This window comes from Halomarina rubra (assembly GCF_023699475.1).
In the GTDB taxonomy this organism is placed as follows: Archaea; Halobacteriota; Halobacteria; order Halobacteriales; family Haloarculaceae; genus Halomarina; species Halomarina rubra.
Map to the genome: position 1 here is coordinate 116613 of NZ_JALXFV010000002.1, position 19351 is coordinate 135963.

Sequence of the window (19351 nt, forward strand, 5' to 3'; positions counted from 1 at the left end):
TTCACTCGTCGGCCGAGTCGTCCTCGAACCCCAGCGCGCGACGGTTCAGGGCGGCCTGTGCCCGGCGGAGGAGTTCCGAGGCGGCCTGGTGGGAGATGTTCGCCTCCGCGGCGAGTTCTTCGAGGCCGATGCGCCGCGGGACGTCGAAGTAGCCTTCACGGGTCGCCATCTCCAGGAGGTCGCGTTGCTTGTCGGTGAGACCGTACCCCTGGTGGTCGTCGGGACCACCCTGCTCCTCGTAGATGCGAGTCACCTCGTACCGCAGGTCGTGTTCGTCACAGAACGTCCGGAACCCGTCGAGGGCCTCCCGGTCGGGGAAGGCGACCTGGAACTGCCAGCCCTCGTTCGTCGCCGTCAGTCGCTGGATGATACTCGACTCCTCCATCAGTGCCGGGTAGACGCTCAGGTCTGCGTTCTCCTGTGAGAGCGTCAACTGGTAGAGGCGACGCGACCCGGCCTCGGTCTCCCGGCGGTAGTCGGTGACGGAGGGGTCGCCGTCGAGGCCGTCCTCGAAGCCGACCATGTCCTCGCCTTCGACCCAGGCGATGATGCGGTGGACGTCGTCGCTCGGGCGGTGTGACTGCTCCCAGATGAGGCGCATCTGGGGGGCAGCCTGAAACGTTGCGTGGAGTATGGGATGCTGGAGCGTGAATTCGACGAGTATCATCGTGACCGTTGAGTAGTAAACCACTCAACACCGTGCTCCCTTTTAACTGATGGCCAACGCACCGAGTGACATCCTCGCCGACCGACACTCTCGCCGACCGACTCGGCTCGGTCACTCGTAGCGCAGCGCGTCGATGGGGTCGGTTCGCGCGGCGTTCCAGGCGGGGTACAGCCCCGAGACGACGCCGACAAGGACGCCCACGACGACGGCGACGACCCCCCACTCCCAGGGGACGACGAACGGCAGGTCGACGAACACCGTCCCGGCGTAGCCGACGGCGAGGCCGGCGACGGTGCCGACGGCCGCGCCGACGACGCCGAGGACGGCCGCCTCGGTCAGGAACACCCCCAGCACGTCCCGGTCGCGCGCGCCGACGGCCTTCATGATGCCGATCTCGCGGGTCCGCTCGGTGACGCTGACGAGCATGATGTTCGCGATGCCGATGGCCCCGACGACCAGCGAGATGACCGCGACGCCGGTGACGAACGCCGTGAGCGTATCGAGGATGTCCCGCACCTGGTCGAGCAACTGCTCGTTGGTCTGGGCGACGAACTCGACGTTCGGCGCGACGAGCGTCGCGGCGTCGGACTCTTCGGCCAGGTACGTCAGCGTCCGTTCCCGCACGCCGCCGACCTGCTCGGGGCCGTCGGCGATGACGAACAGCGTCTGGTAGACCCGTTCGGGGTCGCCGCTGGTCGGTCCGGTGACGACCCGCTCGTAGAACGGGTCGGTCGGCAGGTAGACCCGCGGCCCCTGGGTGAACCCCTCGAACGGGTCCTGTGCGGTCGAGGTGTCGAGAACGCCGACGACGCGTACGTCCACCTCGCGGCCGTCTTCGAGCGCGAGCGTCAACGTGTCGCCCGCGCGCAGTTCATCCTCGAACAGCGCCGCGGCGGCGGGGTTGAGCACCGCCTCGTCGGCTCCCTGCCTGAACGAGCGGCCCTCCCGGAGGTCGTCGGGCGCGAAGTACGAGCGACCGTACGCCGTCGCCTGCTGGAGCGCGACGGTGTCGTTGCCGTCGCTCACCGTCGACAACCGAACGGTTCCGCGGGCGACGACCTGCCGGACGTCCTGCTGCCGGTCGAGTTCGCGGACGTCGCGGTCGGTGAACACCGGTTGTGCCCCCGCGCCGGGCGGGCCGCTGACCTCCGTCGGACTCGACCAGACGTTGACGTTCGACGCCCCCTCGCCGCCGAGGTCCCCGACCAGTCCCGCCTGGAGACTGCCGCCGAGGGTGACGAACGTGATGACAGCGGTGATGCCGATGACGACGCCGAGCACCGTCAGCCCCGAGCGGAGTTTGTGCCCCCGAATGGCGCTCAGACTCATCCCGACGGACTCGCCGAGGTCCATCAGCGGCGCAGCGTCTCGACGCGCTCGACGCGCCCGTCGAGGACGTGGACGATGCGTTCTGCGTGTTCGGCGACGGCGCGTTCGTGAGTGACCAACAGGACGGTGTTGCCCTCAGTGTGTAGTTCGTCGAACAGCGCGAGGACGGCGTCGCTCGTCGCCGAGTCGAGGTTGCCGGTCGGTTCGTCCGCGAGCAGGATGGCGGGGTCGTTCGCCAGCGCTCGGGCGATGGCGACGCGCTGGCGCTGGCCGCCCGACAGTTCGTTCGGCAGGTGGTCGAGGCGGTCGCCGAGACCGACCCGTTCGAGCAGTCGGCGGGCACGCTCGCGGCGCTCGGGACGGGGGACGCCGGCGAACACCATCGGGAGGGCGACGTTGTCGAGGGCGGTCAGCCGCGGCATGAGGTTGAACGTCTGGAAGACGAAGCCGACCTCGGCACCGCGAACCCGCGCCCGTTCGGACTCGGAGAGGCTGCTCGCGTCCGTGCCGCCGATGGTCACCGCGCCGTCGGTCGGCGTGTCGAGCAACCCGACGACGTTCATCAGCGTGCTCTTTCCCGAGCCACTGGGTCCCATGACGGCGGTGTACGAGCCACGGGGGAGGTCGAGGGAGACGCCCGCCAGCGCGTCGACCGGTTCGCCCCGGTCGTAGCGCCGCCGGACGTCCCGGAGGGAGACGGCCGACTCGACGGTCGTCTCGGGAACGGTAGCCATACGGCTAGCAGGCGAGGAGGCTGGATAACGGTTTGCTCGCTACCGATACTCGGAGATGTCGACCGTGAGATCGGACGAGAGCCAACCGTCACAGTTGCCTTCTTCGACGAGGAGGGTCCGTCCCGGAGCGGTCGAACACGCGGTCGCACGGACGACGTCGTCGGGTTCGGACTCCCACTCGGACGAGAGCGCCTCGGCGGAGTCGTCACGATTTCCCTGGGAGCGAGTCACAGCAGTGGTTTAGGAGGGCCTAAACTTAAGCTGTGCGACTCGGTATCGGCCGGGTTCCCGACAGACCGGCCCCGGTGAGAGTTCGCCCCGTCGAACTGTCGACCGGCGGAAACGTTTTGCTCCGGACCGACCCACCGACTTCCCATGGAGTCGCCGTTCGACGACATCGCGTTCCTCGCTCGCTCGCCCAACCGCGTTCGGGTCCTCGCGGCGCTGTCGTCGGGGCCGCACACGCGCGACGACCTGCGCTCGACGACCGACGTCAGCGCGGTGACGGTCAAGCGGAGCGTCGCCGACCTCCTCGAACGGGGGTGGGCCGAGGAGGTCGCCCCGGCAGGAGGCGGGCGAACCTATCGGACGACCCGACTCGGCGACCACGTCCTCGCTGACTTCTCGCGGCTGGAGACCACCGTACGGGCGGCCCAGCGACTCGGGCCGGTCGTCGAGTGGTTGCCCGAAGACCTCCTCGACCTGGACCTCCGGGTGTTCGCGGACGCGTTCGTCCTCGACCCCGACCGCTACGACCCGACGGCGCAACTGGACCGGTGGCTCGACCTGACGCGCTCGGCCGAGCACACGACGCTCGTGACGAACGTCGTCTCCGAGGTGCTCCTCGACGCCTACCGCGACTGCATCGTCGACGGTGGGATGCGGTTCGAGGCCGTCCTCTCGGCGAGTGCGGCCGACCGCGTCGACGCATCGCCCCGGATGCGGGCGTGGACCCGCGAGATGCTCGACACGGACCGGGCGACGCTGTACCGCTCGGAGGCGTCGCTCCCGCACGTCGTCGGCGTGTTCGGCGATACGGTCGGCGTCGTCGCGACGGACGACTACGGCGCGACCCGCGTCGGTATCGAGAGCGACGCCGAAGCGGTCCGGGAGTGGGCGCGGGCGACCTACGAGCGCTACCGGGCGGACGCGACGCCGTTCGTCCCCACCCCCGACGACTGACCGCTCGCCCGACTGGATCCCGCCGGCGGAAACTCGAAGGACACGCCGTGTCGAACGAACACGTCGTGTCGACCCGACCACGCCGTGCGATTATCTCGGCCGGTACCCTCGATACGGACGAGCGACGAACCCGTCCTCGGAGGGATACTATGCCCGTCTACGAAGCACACTACACGTTCAGCGACGCACAGGGCGGTCGCCAGCAGGCGACGATGAACCACGCGATGACCGTCCTCGGCGAGTTCCAGGCCGACGGCGTCCCGATTCGACATCTCGGCACGACGCTGTCGTTCGACGCCGCGGGCGTGCCGACCGACGCGGTCGCCCGGTTCGACGCCCCGACCGTCGGGACCGTCGGCTGGTACTGCTACCTCGCGGAACTCCCCATCAGCGGGTTCCGCCGGGTCGAGGAGTCGACGCCTCCGGCGGAGGCTCGGGCGGTCTCGGCGTAGACCGCCGTCACTCCTCGTCCGCGTCGTCGAGCGCGTGGGCGGTCCGGACCGCGACGACGTTCTCGGGGACGTCGTGGACGCGGACCACGTCCGCTCCGCGGTCGGCGGCCAGTGCCGAGGCGGCGATGGTGCCCGCGGAGGCGTCGCCGGCGTCCTCGCCGACCAGCGAGAACATCGACTTGTGGGAGTGGCCGATGAGGACGGGACAGCCGAGCGCGTGGAACTCGTCGAGTCGGCTCAGCAGTTCGAAGTTCTCGCGTTTGGACTTCCCGAACCCGAGCCCCGGGTCGACGATGATACGCGAGCGGTCCAGCCCCGACTTCTCGGCGAGGAGGACGCGCTCTCTGAGCTGTTCGACGACGTCCTCCACGACGTCGTCGTACTCCACGTCCGTGTCCGGGTCGACCGGCGCGTCGATGGAGTGCATCACGACCGTCGGGGGCTGGTACTCCGCGAGGACCTCGCGCATTCCGGGGTCGTCGAGGCCCGTCACGTCGTTGATGATGTCCGCACCCGCCTCCAGGGCCGCGCGGGCGACCGGGGCCTTCCGCGTGTCGACGGAGACGAGCGCGTCGAGGTCCGCGACGGCCTCGACGAGCGGGACGACGCGTTCTATCTCCTCCTCGACCGAGACGGGGTCCGCACCGGGACGGGTCGACTCGCCACCCACGTCGAGGATGTCGACGCCCGCCTCGACCATCGCCTCGGCGCGCTCGCGGGCCTCCGCCAGCGCGTTGTACTCCCCGCCGTCGTGGAACGAGTCGGGCGTGACGTTGATGATACCCATGACCGCCGTTCTGGCCTCCCAGGGGTACTCGGGGGGGTCGGTCTCGACGTCGAGCGTCTCCCGGAGTCGGTCGGCGACCTGCTGGAGGCCGAACGGCTGGTCGTCGAGTTTCGCGAGCAGGCGCTTGAACTGCGAGAGCGTCCCCATCAACACCACGTCGAGCGGTTCGTGGTCCTGCGTCGACAGCCCCGAGGTGGCACACTCACCACCGAGTGACAGCATCTCCTCTTTGAGGTACTGGGCCTGTCGCGGCCGAACGCGGGTCTTGACGACGCGGTGGACGCCCTTCCCGCGCATCCGCCAGACGCCGCCTTCGGTGACGTCGGCCGATTCGAGGACGGCGCGGGCCTCCTTCAGGTCCGTGACGCGTTTGGGTATCTCGGGAGCGACCCACGACTCGCGGGCCTCCGCGACGACGTACAGCGAACCCGTCAGCAGGACGGCGTCGCCGGGGGCGGCCGCTTCGCGCGCTCGGGCCAGCGCGTCCGGGACGTTCCCACCGACGTGGACCTCGTCCGCGCGGTCCTCGGCCCGGAAGACGCGAGCGAGCGCCTCGGGCGACTCGGCGCGGTCGGTGTCCGCCCGGCAGGTGTAGACGTGGTCGGCGCGGGGGAGCGCCGCGACCATCTCCGCGTGGTCCTTGTCGCTCATCGCGCCGAACACGAGGTGCAGGTCGTCGTAGTCGAACTCCGCGAGCGTCTCGGCGACCGTCACACAGCTTCCCGGGTTGTGCGCCCCGTCGAGCACCGTCAGCGGGTCGCGCTCCATCACTTCGAAACGGCCGGGCCAGTGGGCGCTGGCGAGACCGCGAGCGAGCGTCGGTTCGTCGAGGGGGACGTCCAGCGCGTCGGCGACCTGCCGGGCGAGGACGGCGGCGACGCCCGCGTTCGACGTCTGGTGGGCACCGAGTTGTGAGAGGCGAGTCTCGACCGACCAGTCCGGGCCGTCGAGCGCGATTCGCCCGGACAGCCCTTCTCGACCCTCGTAGCGGGCGCGGACGTCGGGCGGTTCGGCCCGGTCGGTGTCGTCGTCCGCACCGACCGTGACGACCGACTCGACCTCGTCGCGGACGGCCGCCAGCGCCTCGCCGGTCGTCGCGGTGACGAGTGGTGACCGCCCGGCGACCTGGGCCTTGTCGCGTGCGATCTCCGCCTCGGTGTCGCCCAGCAGGTCCGTGTGTTCGAGCGTGACCGTCGTGACCGCGCTCGCCAGCGGGTCGACGACGCTGGTCGCGTCGTAGCGCCCGCCGATGCCGACTTCGAGGACGGCGACGTCCACCTCCGCTCGCGCGAACGCCCACAGCGCGAGCACCGTCGTCGACTCGAAGAACGTCGGACAGTCGCCCGCGGCCGCAGCGTCGAGCGTGTGCTCGCGGGTCGCCTCGACGAACTCACGGACCGCGCGTTTGGTCACCTTCCGGCCGTCGATGCGGACGCGCTCGCGGAGGTCGGAGAGGTGTGGCGAGGTGAACAGCCCCACGTCCAGGCCGGCCTCGCGGAGGGTGCGTTCGACCATCCGTGCGGTCGAACCCTTCCCGTTCGAGCCGGCGACCTGGACGCAGACGAGGTCGTCCTGGGGGTCGCCGAGAGACTCGCAGAGCGCCCGTGTCGCGTCGAGGCCCTTGCGCGACGGGTACCGGCGCAGGTCGAAGAGGAAGTTCGCGGCCTCGTGGTACTCCATGCCAACGGGTGTGCGCCGTCTCGGTTTTAGCCTATCGAAGTCCACGATTCCGACCCGCGACGCGCACCCGAAAGTATTCACCCGGACAGTCTGCGGTGTTGATATGAAGCGTCGTCGCCTGCTCACGCTCCTCGGCGCGGCTGCCCTCCCCGTGGCCGGCTGTCTCGACACGACCGAGTCACCCGGCACACCGTCCAGCGACACGACCGCTCCGTCGTCGGAGACGGCTACGGAGTCGCCGTCGTTCGCCGTCGAGAACGTCGGAACGCGGCGGCAGGCGCTCACGTCGGGCGTCCACCTCGACGTCGCCGCCCACGCCGGCACCCAGTTCGTCGGGTTCGACGTGACGGAGACGGGGACCCCGACGCACCGGACCCGTCTCGGCTCGCAGTTCGCCGTCGACCTCGACGGGACTCGATACCCAGACGGGTACGACACCGTCACGAACACGCTCGGCGTCGTCCCGCGCGTCGGTGTGCCGGTCCCGGACGACGTCGCTCCCGACGAGGGGGCCATCCTCCAGGTCGACGGCGACGCCGTCGTCGACCGGTGGGCGCTCTCCGAGGAGACGCTGACCGCCCTGGCGAGTCCCGCCGCGTTCGTCGTCGAGTCGGTCGAAGTCCCCGAGACGGCCGAACCGGCGTCGTTCGAGGCGTCGGTCACGGTCCGCAATGAGGGGTCGGGAGACGGGGTCTTCCTCGCGGAGTTCGGTGCGGCCGTCGTCTCTGACGTGGCCGAAGTCGAGTTCGCGGTTCCGGCGGGCGAGTCGGTCACTCACACGGAGACGATACCGACGGAGGGCGTCGAATCGGTCGATGGCGACGTACTCCCAGTCGTGTACGACGACGGGTACTCACGCCGTCGACGGGAGGTCACCGTCGAAGCCGGCGGGTAGCGCGACCAGTCGCGGGAACGGCAGACAGCACAGCCCCAGGACGAGCGTGTCGGCGGCGAGCGCCAGCCACCACGTCGTCGCGACGACCCGCGGCCCGAGCGCGAACAGCACGCTGCACGCCAGCAGCGCGGGCCAGAGCCAGCGGTGCCGTCGCATCACGACGCCCCACGCCGAGACGATGCGGGCGCTCGTCGCGGGCCACGTCCGAGGCGTCGCGAGGTCGTAGTGCAACGCCCGGTCGTCGGGGTACGAGCGCATCCGGGCGGCCGCGACGAACAGGTCGACGTGCGCGAACGCGAGGAGGCCGAACGTGGCGAGCGCCCACCCGAACCAGAACGGTATCGCCGGGCCGCCCCCGTTCGCTGCCCCGAGCGTGAGCACGCCGACGCCCGCCCCGACCAGCGCGGCGACCCGGTGCCAGCCGCGGTCGGCGGCGGCGACCGCCCGATGGCGGACCCGGGCGCTCCGAGTCGCCCAGAGCGTCGCGTACGGGAGGCCGACCGCACCGACGACGAGGGAGAGCAGCATCTACGTGGCTCCTCGTCGGCCACCGACAAACGCCCTCCGGCGGAGCGGGTCGCGCCCCGTTCGACCGGTCCGTCACCGGGGTCGCCACGCAGTGGCAGGCACCAGTGACACTCCCCGTCGGCGAGTCGTCCGCGGTGGATGACCGAATACACGCTGCACGTCCCCTCGATTCGTGGCACGACGAAGAACGCACCCGACATGCCGTACCAGGAAGACGACTTCGCGACCGACGACCTCGCGGACATCGACGACTACTTCCTGCTGTCGACGTCCGACATCCCCCCGGAGGGGTTCGACGACCTCTACATCCCGGTCGCACACCTCGACCAGCGACTCAGCCTGCCGCTCCTCCGCCGGGCGGTCGAGGAGCTGGACACGCTCGAAGACCTCGACGCCGAGACGAAGAAGGCGACCATCGACATGATTCACGACCTCGCCGAGTGCTTCCCCGACGAGGGGCTCGACGCCGGCTACGACGGCTAACCGAGGTCTCAGACGGTCGATGTTGGCGGTCGAGTCGGTCGTACTCGAACCCCCGTCCGACTCGTAGCACTCACCCGACGAACGTCTGGAACTGCGTCGCTTCGCTCAGTCGTGCCGGAAACTCCGCTGTCCGGTGAACGCCATCGCGATGCCGAGTTCGTCGCACGTCTCGATCACGTCGTCGTCGTTGACGCTCCCGCCGGGCTGGACGACGGCCTCGATACCGGCGTCGGCCGCCTCCTCGACGCCGTCGGGGAACGGGAAGAACGCGTCCGAGGCCATCACGGCACCGGCAGCGTCCTTCCCCTCGGCGTGCTCGTCGGCCTTCATCGCCGCGAGGCGGACCGCGTCGACCCGGGAGACCTGTCCCATCCCGACGCCGACCGTCTCGGTGCCGTCGGCGAACACGATGGCGTTGGACTTGACGTGCTTAGCGACCTGCCAGGCGAACAGCATCGTCTCGACCTGCTCGTCGGTCGGTTCTTGCTCGGTGACGAACTCCAGGTCCGCGCGGGTGAGACGCTGCTCGTCGCGCTCCTGGACCAGTCGCCCGCCCGTGACGGGTTTCACCGTGTAGTGCTCCCCCGCTGCTTCGGGGGTGTCGAGTGAACCAACGTCCAGCACGCGCAGGTTCTCCTTCTCGCGGAGCACCGCGAGCGCGTCGTCGCTGTAGCCCGGCGCGACGACGACCTCCTTGAACGAGTCGACGACCAGTTCGGCGGTCGCGGCGTCACACTCGCGGTTGAGCGCGACGATGCCGCCGAAGGCGCTCATCGGGTCCGTCGAGAGCGCGTCGGCGTAGGCGTCGGCGAGCGTCTCGGCGGTCGCACAGCCCGCGGGGTTGGTGTGTTTGATGACGGCGGCGGCGGGCGCGTCGAACTCCGCCGCGAGCGCGAGCGCGGCGTCGGCGTCGTTGTAGTTGTTGTAGCCCATCCCCTTCGCGCCCTCGTTCAACTGCTCGGCGTGGACGACGCTCGCCTCGTCGGTCGGGGTCGCGTACAGCGCGGCGTCCTGGTGGGGGTTCTCGCCGTAGCGCAGGGTCTCGACGCGGTCCGCGGAGGCGAGGTCCCGGGCGGGGAACGTCCCGTCGTCGTCGCCCTCGACGGTCACGTCGCCCCTTTCGACGGTGACGCTGTCCTCGGCGAACCACCGGACGGCGCGCGGGTACGCCCGGAACTCGCCCTCGTAGAGGACGCGCTCTTTCAGGTCGGCCTCGTCGTCGCCCTCGTAGACGGGGACCGGCTCCTGCGTGACGATGGGGCCGCCGTCGACCTCGCTCTCGACGACGTCGCCCGCCTCGTCGACGGCGTCCGTGACGACGTGGACGGTACAGCCGGTGACGCGAGCGCCGGCGTCGAGCGCGTCGCCCCAGGCGTCCGTGCCGGGGAACGACGGGAGCAGGGAGGGGTGGACGTTCAGCGTCGTCGGCGCGGCGTCGAGGAACGTCTCCGAGAGCACGCGCATGTAGCCGTCGAGACAGACCAGCTCGAAGTCGTAGCCGTCGAGCGCGTCGAGGACGCGTCGTTCGTGGTCGCGGCGGTCCTCGCCCTCGCGCGGCGGGACCGTCTCGGTCGGAATCCCGCGTTCGGCCGCCGCGTCCAGCACCGGCGCGTCCTCGCTCGTCGCGAGGACGACGGCCAGTTCCGCGCCGCCCGGCGCGCGGTCGGCGATGTTCAGGAGGTTGCGCCCACGGTTGCCCGCCATCCCGGCGATGTGCATGTGCGAACACCCCCGGGGGAGACCCAAAGCGGTGTCGGTTCGAGGGCACGGTCGTGGCCGAAAATGCCGGTGAGGGCCGACAGTTTGTGCACGTTAGTGGGTATATCGGCGTCGTCTCGGACGACGGCCGCGGGTCGACACTGACAGTCGTTCACGCGCGTTCGCCGGTTCGACACGCTTTTTCGGGGACCGTCCAGTACCTCGCGTATGGAATCCCCACTCGACGCCATCTCGCCGCTCGACGGCCGGTACTCGACGTACACGGCCCCGCTGGCTCCCTACGCCAGCGAGGCGGGCCTGATGCGCGCTCGTGTCCACGTCGAGGTGGAGTACCTCGTCGCGCTCGCGGACCTCGACGCCACGCCGCTGTCGATTCCCGAGTCCGACCGCGAGGGACTCCGCTCGCTCTACGAGTCGTTCGGCTACGAGGACGCCACGCTCGTCAAGAAGTTCGAGACCGAGGGCCACGGCGAGTTCTCGGCGACCAACCACGACGTGAAGGCCGTGGAGTACTTCGTCCGCGACTCGTTCCCCGAGTACGCCCCGTGGATTCACTTCGGCCTCACGAGCGAGGACGTCAACAACCTCGCCCACCGCCTGCTCGTCCGCGACGCCGTCGAGGAGGTGCTCGTCCCACAGCTGCGCTCGGTGCGCGACGACCTCGCCGAGATGGCCCGTGAACACCGCGACGTCCCGATGCTCGCGCGAACGCACGGCCAGCCGGCCACGCCGACGACGTTCGGCAAGGAGATGGCCGTCTACGCCGCCCGTCTCGGGAAGGCGCTCGGTGCTATCGAGACGACCGCCCTCGCCGGGAAACTGGCGGGTGCGTCGGGAACCTACGCCGCTCACCGAGCGGCCTATCCCGACGTCGACTGGCGCGAGTTCTCTCGGGCGTTCGTCCACTCGCTCGGCTTCGAACACGTCTCGCTGACCACGCAGGTCAACCCGTGTGACGACCTCGCCGAACTGTTCGACGCGTTCCGCCGCGCGAACGACGTGTTGCTCGACCTGGACCTCGACGTCTGGCTCTACGTCAGTCAGCGCTACCTCGGGCAGGAGGCGGCCGCGGGCGAGACGGGCAGTTCGACGATGCCCCACAAGGTCAACCCCATCGACTTCGAGAACAGCGAGGGAAACCTCTCGAAGGCGAACTCGGACCTGCAGTTCCTCGCGGACTACGTCACCACCTCGCGCCTCCAGCGCGACCTCTCGGACTCGACGGTCAAACGCACCATCGGGAGCGCGCTCGCCCACTGTCTGCTCGGCTACCAGAAGACCCAGAACGGACTCGGGAAGGTCGTCCCCAACGAGCAGGTGATGCGCGAGGACCTCGACGCCAACCCCGCGGTCATCGGCGAGGCCGTCCAGACCATCCTCCGTCGGGAGGGCCACGCCGACGCCTACGAGCGCGTCAAGGAGGCGACGCGCGGTCGGGAGGTCACCATCGAGGACTTCCACGAGATGATTCGCGCACTCGACGTGGACGAAGCCGTCCGCGAGGAACTGCTCGCTCTCACGCCCGCCGGCTACACCGGCTACGGCGCGGAACTGGTCGACGAACTGGACTGACGCACGCGTCCCTTTTCTCGCTCGACCGCCGAGGTCGAGTGTCATGTTCACGGACCGCACGAACGCCGGCGAGCGACTCGGTCGGGTGCTCCGCGAGCGCGGGACGACCGCGGACGTGGTCCTCGCCATCCCACGCGGTGGCCTCCCGGTCGGCCGGGCCGTCGCGGACGCGCTCTCGACGCCCGACCACCCGGTCCCGCTCGACGTGGTCGTCGCGCGGAAACTCGGCGCGCCGGGCAACCCCGAACTCGCCGTCGGCGCGGTCGGGGCCGACGGTGCAGTCTGGCTGAACGATGCCCTCGTCGAGCGACTCGGCGTCTCCGAGGGCTACCTGGAGCGCGAACGCGACCGGCAGGAGGCGGCCGTCCGCGAGAAACTGACCCGGTACAGAGCGGGTCGACCCCCACTCGACCTCGCGGGGAAGACCGTCCTCGTCGTCGACGACGGCGTCGCCACCGGCGCGACCGCCATCGCCTGTCTCCGGACCGTCCGCGAGGCGGGGGCCGACCGCGTCGTCCTCGCCGTCCCGGTCGCCTCCCCCGACACCGTCGACCGTCTCCGGTCGGTTGGCGACCAGGGACCGACCGCCAGCGGTGCGTCGCACCGCCCCGTCGCGGACGAGGTAATCGCCGTCGAGACGCCGCCGTACTTCGGCGCTGTCGGCCAGTACTACCGCTCGTTCGCACAGGTCGGGGACGCCGAGGCGCGGACGTACCTCGACAGGTCACCCGACTGAACACTTTTGTACTCGTAGGTGGACAGTCGAACCGAATGTCCTCCAACGACGAGAACGGCTGTCCGAAGTGCGGTCACACCGAGGTCGACGTCGGTGAGATATCGACGACCGGCGGCGGTCTGAGCAAGATGTTCGACATCCAGACGAACAAGTTCCGGGTCGTCTCCTGTACGAACTGCGGCTACTCCGAACTGTACCGCGACGTGGGGTCCCGTGGCAGCGACCTCGCCGACGTCTTCTTCGGGTGAGTCGATGGCGAACAGCTACTCGCGGCGTCACCAGTCGACGCCCCTCGGCATCTGGCTCGTCGCCGGCCTCGCCATCGTCGGCGGCCTGTCGAGCGTCGCTGCCGGCCTCGGCCACATCGCCTCGGTGTGGGGAATCCCCATCGGCGTCCTCGTCCTCGCGTTCGGAGTCGCCGAACTGCTCGTCGGCCTCGGCCTGCTGACCCGCAGTCGCACCGCCTACCGCTGGGCGCTCACCATCCACGCCGTCGGCGGCCTGCTCGACCTGGTCGGCGGGAACCTCCTCGGGGTGCTGTTCTCGGTGGTCGTCGTCGGCTACCTGCTGACGAAGTCGGCGTACTTCCGCTGAGCCACCCGGTCGCTGACTTCCGACTCAACGGTCGCCGAGCGCCGCCAGCGCACCCTGGAGCACCTCGCTCGCTCGCTCCACGTCGCTCCGGCGGACGTACTCCCGGCGCGCGTGAGCGACCGGTCCCACCTCGTCGACGAGGACGCCCGGCCCGAAGACGACGACCGGGGCGGGCGCGAAGTACGACGCCTCGGTCGCCGCGGTGAACGGTCGAGGCGCGTCCGCCCCTGCCGCCTCGAACGCCGCCACGAGCGGGTGGTCGGTCGGCGTCGCGAACGCTTCGAGGAACGGCGTCGGGCGCTCGGTCAGCGAGAACGACACCTCGGCGTCGGGGACCGGTCCGTCGGCGAGCGCCGTCCGGAGGTGCTCGTTCAGCGCCCGTTCGTACCCGGCGGCGGTCTCGGGCGGGACGCTCCGTCGGTCGACGGTCACCGTCGCCCGTTCGGGGAGTTGGTTGGCGGCTTCACCCCCCGCGAGGACGGTCGGAGTGAGCGTCGGCGCGCCCAACTGCTCGTCTGTTCCAGGGCCGTGTTCGTCGTCGAACGTCCGGAGCGCACCCAGCACCGACTCCATCGCGGCGGTCGCGTTCACGCCATCGTCGGGGTGGGCGGCGTGGGCGGCCTCGCCCGTTACCGCTACGGCTCCCTCGAATCGACCCTTCGCGGCGGTGCAGACCGCCAGGTCGGTCGGTTCGCCGACGACGTAGCAGTCGGCGTCCAGGTCGAGTGCGTGCGCGCCGGCGCTCGTCGTCTCCTCGTCGGGCGTCAACGCGAGCGTGAGGCGGCCCGGCGGGTCGACGTGGAGGAACGCGTCGAGCAGCGCCGCCAGCGGTCCCTTCGCGTCGCACGCGCCACGGCCGAGGACCACGTCCCCCTCGGGGTCGCTCGGCGCGGCCCCGTCGGCGTCGGGCGGTGAACTCGCTCGTTCGAACGGGACGTGCGGCGGGACGGTGTCGAGATGGGTGTTGAGTACGACGTGCGGGTCCCCCGCCCCACGGGTGGCGAGGACGTTGCCCGCGTCGTCCACGTCGGGGTCGTGGCCCCATCCAGTGAGCGTCTCGACCACGAGGTCGCGCATCGCGCCGGGCGACTCGTGAGAAGCGGTCCGGACCGCGCGTTCGTGGAACGCGAGCGGGTCGAACTGGTCGCTCCCGGTCATCGCTGGACCGGAACCGTCGTCTCGAACTCGCGGACCGCCGGGCCGCGCAGGAACGCCTCGTCGTCGGTGACGCGAATCGACAGCGGGCCGCCGGGGGGTCGGACCGTCACCCACTCGTCGTCGACGAGACCGCGTCGTCGGGCGACCGCACCGATGGCAACCGCGCCGGTCCCGCAGGCGTCCGTCTCGCCCTCGACGCCGCGTTCGTAGGTCCGTTGTGCGAACCCCTCCGCCGTGGCCGTGGCGAGGACGACGTTCGTCCCCTCGGGGAAGGCGTCGGCGTGGCGGACCGCCGGCGCGACCGCGTCGAGGTCGACCGTGTCCGCATCTTCCACGAACGCGACGGCGTGCGGGACGCCGGTGTTCACGGCCGTCACAGTCAGTCCCTCGACGGTCTCCTCGACGAGCGGGTCGGTACGGTCGGGAGCGAGCGGCACGTCTTCCGGCGCGAACGACGGGCGGCCCATCGCGACGGTCACCGTCGCGTCGTTCTCCTCGGTGCTCTCGACCACGGTCGAGGGCCGCTCTCCCGCTGGTGTGACGACCACCACCTCGGCCGGTTCGTCCCGTCCGACGCCGAGTTCGCGAGCGCCCCACAGCGCCGCACAGCGGACGCCGTTGCCACACATCTCGGCGATAGAGCCGTCCGGTTGGTGGTGGGTCATCTCGACGCGAGGTGGGTCGGCCTCGTCGTCCACCCGTAAGAACAACAATCCGTCCGCGCCCGTCCGCTTGGATTCGGGGTGTGAGACGCCCGTCTCTCGGTCACAGTGGTCGGCGGTGAACGCGAACCGGTCGTCGACGGGTGCGTCGCTCTCGACGACGAGGAAGTCGTTGCCCGCGCCGTGGTACTTCTCGACCCGAATCGCGTCGCTCACGACTGCTCACCTCCCTCCAGTCGAGTCAGGTCCGCCAGCGTCTCCCGACGTGCGACCGTCTCGCCGTCGAGCGTGACGACGGCGGGGCGCGGTCGGGAGTTGTACGTCGAGGCCATCTCGTAGCCGTACGCGCCGGTCGTCCCCACCGAGAGCAGGTCGCCGCGCTTCGGTTCGGGCAGCACGCGCTCTTCGCCGAGGACGTCCGCGGTCTCACAGACCGGGCCGGCGACGAGACACGACGTCGGCACGCGGTCGTCGATGGACGCCGAGAGACTGCGAACCTCGTGGTAGGCGTCGTACAGCGCCGGCCGGAGCAGCGTCGTCATCCCGGCGTCGACGCCGACGACGGTCGTCTCGGCGGTCTCCTTGACCGCCGTCACCTCTGTCAGTAGGATGCCCGCGTCGGCGACGACGTACCGGCCCGGTTCGACGACGAGGCGCGCGTCACAGTCGAACGCCGCGCGGGTGGCGTCTGCGACCGCGTCGAGGTCGAGCGGCGGGTCCTCTCGACGGTACGGCACGCCGAACCCACCGCCGACCGAGACGAACTCGGGTGACTCGTCGAGTTCGTCGGCTAGCATCGCCATCCGTCCGACCAGCACCTCGTGGGCCGACAGGTCGTCGCCCGAGACGCCGCTACCGACGTGGGCGTGGAGGCCGACGAACTCGCCGACCTCGCTCGCGGCGCTCGCCGCGTCGGTCGCGTCGTCGAACGGGACGCCGAACTGCGGGGCGTCGCCGGTGGTCACCTTCGCGTGGTGCCCTGCCCCGACCTCGGGGTTGACCCGGACGCAGAGCCGTCCGTCGTAGCCCCGCTCGGCGAGTGCGTCGAGCGTCGTGCGTGCGCCGACGGTGACCGTCAGGTCCGCACCCTCGCGCCACCACTCGACGACCGCGTCGAGGTCGGCGGCGGGCGGGTTGACGGCGGTGTAGCGCACCTCCTCGGGGGCGAACCCAGCGTCGAGCGCGCGCCGGACCTCCCCGGCGGAGGCACACTCCGCGCCCAGTCCCGCGTCCTCGACGGTCTCGAGGACCGTCCGGGCGGTGTTGGCCTTCACCGCGTAGTCGACCGTGGCGTCGGGGAACGCACCCAGGAGGCGCTCGCAGTTCTGTCGGACCCGGTCGGGGTCGACGACGTACAGCGGCGTCCCGAACTCGCTCGCGAGGTCCCGAAGGCGGTCGGCCTCCCAGTCGGCAGGTCGACGGACGGCCGAGTTCTCGGTAGTCCCGTCACCGGTGTTCGACTCGCTCATTCGCGCAGTGCGCCCTCCCGTTCGGTGGCCTCCAGCGTCTCCTCCTCGACGTGGGTCGCGACGACGGCGGGCTTGTACGCCCCACCGCCGTCGAACAGGTCGTGGTCGGCGACGCTGGACTCGACGTAGCGCGTGAACGCCCGCCGTTCGGGTGGGAGGTGGCCGTAGACGACCTCCTCCTCGACGAGGTCGTACACCGGGATACGCGGCGTGAGGAGTGTGTTCTCGCCGACGACGCTTCCCTCGCCGACGACGAACCCGGAGGTGACCCGACAGCCAGCGCCGAGCGAGACGTCGTCCTCGACGACGACGGGTGCGCTCTCGACCGGTTCGAGGACGCCCCCCAGGAGCGTGTTCGCACCGAGTTTCACGTCGTCGCCGACCTGCGCACACGACCCGACGGTGTCACAGGAGTCGACGAGCGTCCGGTCGCCGACGTACGCGCCGACGTTGACGAAGCTCGGACTCATCATGATGGCGTCGTCGCCGAGGTACGCACCCCGGCGAATCACGGTGCCGTCGGGCGTGTTGCGCGTGCCACGCCGGGCGAGGTCGGCGGTGTCGCGCAGCGGGAGCACGTCGTTGTAGCCGACGTCGCCGTACGTGCGCTGTCGGGACCGACGGAGTGCGAAGTTGAGCAGGATGCCGCGCTTGACCCACTCGTTGGCGGTCCACTCCCCGCCACTGCTCTCCGCGGCCCTGACCTCGCCCGCCTCCAGCGCGTCGAGGAACGCGTCGAGCGTCGCGAGGTGTGCGTGGGTCGCGTCGCTCGCCGTCAGGCCGTCCTCTCGTCGCTGCCACAGGTCCTCGACGTCGGCTTCGAGCGCGTTCGTGTTCGTCATTCCAGCACCTCCGCGAAGTCGTACCAGCCGGCGTCACGACCGACGAGCCACTCGGCGGCGTCGAGCGCGCCGGCGGCGAACACCCGCCGACTGCCGGCGCGGTGGGTGAGCGTCAGCGTCTCGTCGTCGCCGGCGAACAGCACCTCGTGTTCGCCGCGGATGTCGCCAGCACGCCGAGCGTGGACGCCGACGTCGCCGTCGCGTCGGGGGGCGACGCCCTCTCGCCCGTGGACCCGCTCGCCGTCGGCGTGTGCGCCGTGGCGCTCGGGGTCGCGTGCGCCCTCGATGGCGTCGAGCAGGGCGTTGGCGGTGCCACTCGGGGCGTCGCGCTTCTCGCGGTGGTGGGTCTCGGTCAGTTCGACGTCGTGGTCGGGGAGCATCCGGGTCGCTCGCTCGGTGAGGTCGGTGAGCACCGCGACACCGCGCGAGAAGTTCGGGGCGTGGAGCACCGGCGTCCGCTCGCTGGCCCGCCGGAGCGACTCGAACTGCTCGTCGGAGAAGCCAGTCGTGCCGACGACGGCGGGGACGCCCGCTTCGGCACACGCGGCGGCGTAGTCGACGCTGCCCTCGGGGGCGGTGAAGTCGACCAGTCCGTCGGGTCGCTGGTCGGCCAGGACTGCGGCGAGGTTGTTCGCGGGGTAGGCGTCGAACCCGTCGATGCGTTCGGAGACGCGCGAGACGGGCAGAACCTCGTGGCCGCGCTCTTCGGCGATGGCGACGACCTGCTGGGGCATCCGCCCCGTCGCGCCCGTGATAGCGAGTCGCAGACTCATACGTCCGCTTCGGGGGCCTGCGTGGTATCGCTATCGAGCGCGGCGAACGCTTCGCGGAGCTGCTCGCGACCGGCCTCGCCCAGCGGCGACAGCGGCGAGCGAAGGCGTTCGGGGTACTCCCGGCGCATCGCGAGTGCGGTCTTCAGCGGGATGGGGTTCGTCTCGGCGAACAGCGCCCGCGACAGCGGGCCGAGGTCGTGGTGGTACTCGCGGGCCGCGGCGAACTCGTCGTCGAGCGCCGCCTCGACCATCGCGACGACGCGTTCGGGGTCGACGTTGGCGGTGACGCTGATACACCCCGTCGCGCCGACCGAGAGCAACGGCAGGTTCAGCCCGTCTTCCCCCGAGAGGACCGAGAACGCCTCGTCGCGGGTCTGTTCGATGATCTCGCTGGCCCGGCCGACGTCGCCGCTGGCGGCCTTGTAGCCGACGACGTTCGGGTGGGAGGACAGCGAGACGGCCGTCTCGACGGCGATGTTCCGGCCCGTTCGTGAGGGGACGTTGTAGATCACTTGGGGCACGTCGAAGGCGTCCGCGATGGTCCGGAAGTGGCGCTCCATCCCGGCCGGTTCCGGGCGGTTGTAGTACGGTGAGATGAGCAACAGGCCGTCCGCACCCGCCTCGATGGAGCGTTCGGCGAGGTCGAGCGCTTCGTGGGTGGCGTTCGACCCAGCCCCCGCGACGACGGGGACGGAGACGGCCTCGGCGACCGTCTCGACGACCGCGACGTGTTCGTCGTGGGTGAGCGTCGCGCTCTCGCCGGTCGTCCCGACGGGGACGACGCCCGCCACGCCCGCGTCTTCGAGCGAATGGGCGTGGTCGGCGAGGGTCTCGTGGTCGATGCTCTCGTCGTCGTGGAACGGTGTCGGCAGGGCCGGGTAGACGCCGGCGTACGGTTCGTGTGTCATGTGGTGTGGTGGTGTGGTGTCGTCCACAGCGCCGTGCTGTGGGTCGTGAATCGCGTGGTCGCGTCGCTGTCCGGTCTGGAACAGAGAACAGCCCGCGACGGGTCGCCAGCCCGCCGTGAACCGACAGCTACGCGCGTTTACCGCGGTGGAGTCGAACACACCCGTCCGCGGAGGTGAGACG

21 protein-coding genes are annotated in these 19351 nt (G+C 70.5%); 8 read left to right on the top strand and 13 right to left on the bottom strand.

Annotated elements, in window-relative coordinates; translation table 11 throughout:
* Window position 1 precedes the first annotated feature (1 nt).
* From M1L36_RS01760 to M1L36_RS01775, 4 genes are all read right to left on the bottom strand, one after another.
* Window positions 2-667: a helix-turn-helix domain-containing protein gene (locus M1L36_RS01760; RefSeq protein WP_250871992.1), complete on the bottom strand. Its 666-nt coding sequence runs from the start codon at window positions 665-667 to the stop codon at window positions 2-4.
* Window positions 668-778: 111 nt separating this feature from the next.
* Window positions 779-2020 (bottom strand): ABC transporter permease, encoded by a 1242-nt coding sequence (locus tag M1L36_RS01765; protein WP_250871993.1) that lies wholly within the window; start codon window positions 2018-2020, stop codon window positions 779-781.
* Window positions 2020-2730: an ABC transporter ATP-binding protein gene (locus M1L36_RS01770; RefSeq protein ID WP_250871994.1), complete on the bottom strand. Its 711-nt coding sequence runs from the start codon at window positions 2728-2730 to the stop codon at window positions 2020-2022. Before M1L36_RS01770 ends, M1L36_RS01765 begins: the two co-directional genes overlap by 1 nt.
* A 39-nt stretch (window positions 2731-2769) precedes the next feature.
* Entirely contained in the window at window positions 2770-2961 is a 192-nt protein-coding gene (locus tag M1L36_RS01775; protein WP_250871995.1) for a hypothetical protein, read from the bottom strand.
* A gap of 144 nt (window positions 2962-3105) precedes the next feature.
* Here M1L36_RS01775 and M1L36_RS01780 point away from each other — a divergent pair, with 144 nt between their 5' ends.
* Window positions 3106-3912 carry a helix-turn-helix transcriptional regulator gene (locus tag M1L36_RS01780; protein WP_250871996.1) on the top strand — a complete coding sequence of 269 codons (807 nt, stop codon included), beginning with the start codon at window positions 3106-3108 and terminating at the stop codon, window positions 3910-3912.
* Between the two features lie 149 nt (window positions 3913-4061).
* A complete protein-coding gene (locus M1L36_RS01785; RefSeq protein WP_250871997.1) occupies window positions 4062-4364 on the top strand; it encodes a hypothetical protein in 303 nt (100 codons plus the stop codon).
* Window positions 4365-4371: 7 nt separating this feature from the next.
* On the opposite strand, the gene folP is transcribed toward M1L36_RS01785, so the two are convergent.
* The gene (gene folP / locus M1L36_RS01790) at window positions 4372-6831 is read right to left on the bottom strand and encodes a dihydropteroate synthase (protein ID WP_250871999.1); all 2460 of its coding nucleotides are present in this window, start codon (window positions 6829-6831) and stop codon (window positions 4372-4374) included.
* Between the two features lie 103 nt (window positions 6832-6934).
* Between folP and M1L36_RS01795 the strand changes: the two genes are divergently transcribed.
* Window positions 6935-7726: a hypothetical protein gene (locus tag M1L36_RS01795; protein ID WP_250872000.1), complete on the top strand. Its 792-nt coding sequence runs from the start codon at window positions 6935-6937 to the stop codon at window positions 7724-7726.
* On the opposite strand, the gene M1L36_RS01800 is transcribed toward M1L36_RS01795, so the two are convergent.
* Window positions 7685-8254 carry a hypothetical protein gene (locus tag M1L36_RS01800; RefSeq protein WP_250872001.1) on the bottom strand — a complete coding sequence of 190 codons (570 nt, stop codon included), beginning with the start codon at window positions 8252-8254 and terminating at the stop codon, window positions 7685-7687. The two genes, M1L36_RS01795 and M1L36_RS01800, sit on opposite strands and share 42 nt — an antisense overlap.
* Before the next feature lie 138 nt (window positions 8255-8392).
* Here M1L36_RS01800 and M1L36_RS01805 point away from each other — a divergent pair, with 138 nt between their 5' ends.
* Window positions 8393-8737, top strand: a complete 345-nt coding sequence (locus M1L36_RS01805; protein WP_250872002.1) for a hypothetical protein — start codon at window positions 8393-8395, stop codon at window positions 8735-8737.
* 105 nt (window positions 8738-8842) lie between these two features.
* Here the strand turns inward: M1L36_RS01805 and purH are convergent, their stop codons facing one another.
* Window positions 8843-10456, bottom strand: a complete 1614-nt coding sequence (purH, locus tag M1L36_RS01810) for a bifunctional phosphoribosylaminoimidazolecarboxamide formyltransferase/IMP cyclohydrolase (protein ID WP_250872003.1) — start codon at window positions 10454-10456, stop codon at window positions 8843-8845.
* Window positions 10457-10663: 207 nt separating this feature from the next.
* On the opposite strand from purH, the gene purB reads away from it, so the two are divergent.
* The 4 genes from purB to M1L36_RS01830 are packed head-to-tail and all read left to right on the top strand — an operon-like array spanning window position 10664 to window position 13358.
* Window positions 10664-12028 carry an adenylosuccinate lyase gene (purB, locus tag M1L36_RS01815; RefSeq protein ID WP_250872004.1) on the top strand — a complete coding sequence of 455 codons (1365 nt, stop codon included), beginning with the start codon at window positions 10664-10666 and terminating at the stop codon, window positions 12026-12028.
* Between the two features lie 43 nt (window positions 12029-12071).
* Window positions 12072-12764 (top strand): phosphoribosyltransferase, encoded by a 693-nt coding sequence (locus M1L36_RS01820; RefSeq protein WP_250872005.1) that lies wholly within the window; start codon window positions 12072-12074, stop codon window positions 12762-12764.
* A gap of 35 nt (window positions 12765-12799) precedes the next feature.
* Complete coding sequence (locus tag M1L36_RS01825) at window positions 12800-13012, top strand: zinc ribbon domain-containing protein (RefSeq protein ID WP_250872007.1); 213 nt, start codon at window positions 12800-12802, stop codon at window positions 13010-13012.
* Between the two features lie 4 nt (window positions 13013-13016).
* The gene (locus M1L36_RS01830) at window positions 13017-13358 is read left to right on the top strand and encodes a hypothetical protein (RefSeq protein ID WP_250872008.1); all 342 of its coding nucleotides are present in this window, start codon (window positions 13017-13019) and stop codon (window positions 13356-13358) included.
* A 24-nt stretch (window positions 13359-13382) separates the two neighbouring features.
* Here M1L36_RS01830 and M1L36_RS01835 read toward each other — a convergent pair whose 3' ends face one another.
* From M1L36_RS01835 to dapA, 6 genes are read right to left on the bottom strand one after another with little or no spacing between them, the layout of a single operon-like run.
* Complete coding sequence (locus M1L36_RS01835; protein WP_250872009.1) at window positions 13383-14516, bottom strand: M20/M25/M40 family metallo-hydrolase; 1134 nt, start codon at window positions 14514-14516, stop codon at window positions 13383-13385.
* Window positions 14513-15394 carry a diaminopimelate epimerase gene (gene dapF / locus M1L36_RS01840; RefSeq protein WP_250872010.1) on the bottom strand — a complete coding sequence of 294 codons (882 nt, stop codon included), beginning with the start codon at window positions 15392-15394 and terminating at the stop codon, window positions 14513-14515. The genes M1L36_RS01835 and dapF overlap by 4 nt, the downstream gene beginning before the upstream one ends.
* Entirely contained in the window at window positions 15391-16647 is a 1257-nt protein-coding gene (gene lysA, locus M1L36_RS01845; protein WP_250872011.1) for a diaminopimelate decarboxylase, read from the bottom strand. Before lysA ends, dapF begins: the two co-directional genes overlap by 4 nt.
* On the bottom strand, window positions 16644-17489 hold the full coding sequence (locus M1L36_RS01850; RefSeq protein WP_250872012.1) for a 2,3,4,5-tetrahydropyridine-2,6-dicarboxylate N-succinyltransferase: 846 nt from the start codon (window positions 17487-17489) through the stop codon (window positions 16644-16646). The genes lysA and M1L36_RS01850 overlap by 4 nt, the downstream gene beginning before the upstream one ends.
* Window positions 17486-18262, bottom strand: a complete 777-nt coding sequence (gene dapB / locus M1L36_RS01855; RefSeq protein WP_250872013.1) for a 4-hydroxy-tetrahydrodipicolinate reductase — start codon at window positions 18260-18262, stop codon at window positions 17486-17488. Before dapB ends, M1L36_RS01850 begins: the two co-directional genes overlap by 4 nt.
* On the bottom strand, window positions 18259-19170 hold the full coding sequence (gene dapA, locus M1L36_RS01860; RefSeq protein ID WP_250872014.1) for a 4-hydroxy-tetrahydrodipicolinate synthase: 912 nt from the start codon (window positions 19168-19170) through the stop codon (window positions 18259-18261). The genes dapB and dapA overlap by 4 nt, the downstream gene beginning before the upstream one ends.
* Window positions 19171-19351 lie beyond the last annotated feature (181 nt).